Raw genomic sequence first — 882 nt, forward strand, 5'->3', positions numbered from 1 at the left:
CTGCCAGCAGGATAAAGCCTATGCTATCTATACGTCAGGAAGTACGGGACAGCCTAAGGGTGTTGTGATCACTCATGAGGCAGTAGTGAATACACTATTAGATATTAATGAGAGATTCCAAGTAGGCAGCGAAGATAAAATCATTGCCCTATCATCGATGAGCTTTGATTTATCTGTCTATGATATTTTTGGAGCACTCATTAGCGGAGCCCAGTTAGTATTAATTCCAGATCTCTTAGATGTGGCCAGCATTCATCAGATCATGATCGAAGAAGAAATCACGATATGGAATTCGGTTCCGGCAATTATGGATATGTATCTGGAAGGCACAAAACAAGACACAGTGCAGCGATCTGCAGCAGAGCGCTTACGTATTGTGATGCTAAGTGGAGACTGGATTTCTCTTGGTTTGCCAGAGAAAATCAAAACAAGAATGCCAAAAGCACAAGTCATCGGGTTAGGTGGAGCAACGGAAGGCTCTATATGGTCCATATATTTCCCAATCACAGAAGTGAAGCCAGAGTGGAAAAGTATCCCTTACGGCTATCCGCTGAAAAATCAACAAATTTACGTACTGGATGAATGTGGGGACGAATGCCCAGTAGGCGTACCAGGAGAACTGCATATTGGTGGAAAAGGAGTCGCCGCAGGTTATCTCAATGAAGAAGAGAAGACGAAGGCCGCCTTTATCAACCATAGATTAGGTTATCTGTACAAAACAGGTGATTATGGTGTCATGCGTCCGGAAGGATATGTAGACTTCCTGGGAAGAAAAGATAGTCAAGTTAAGATACGTGGACATCGTGTCGAACTAGGAGAAATAGAATACTGTATCAATCATTTGCCACATATTCACCAGTCCGTCGTCGCTGATTACAGTGA

At 43.2% G+C, this 882-nt stretch carries 1 protein-coding gene; it reads left to right on the forward strand.

Features of this window, described 5'->3' with window-relative positions; genetic code table 11:
• Positions 1 to 882 (forward strand): AMP-binding protein (locus tag D368_RS08345; protein ID WP_486129248.1); only part of this gene is annotated, 882 nt, incomplete at both ends.

This window comes from Paenibacillus lentimorbus NRRL B-30488 (assembly GCF_000411595.1).
Taxonomy (GTDB): Bacteria; Bacillota; Bacilli; order Bacillales; family Bacillaceae; genus Bacillus; species Bacillus velezensis.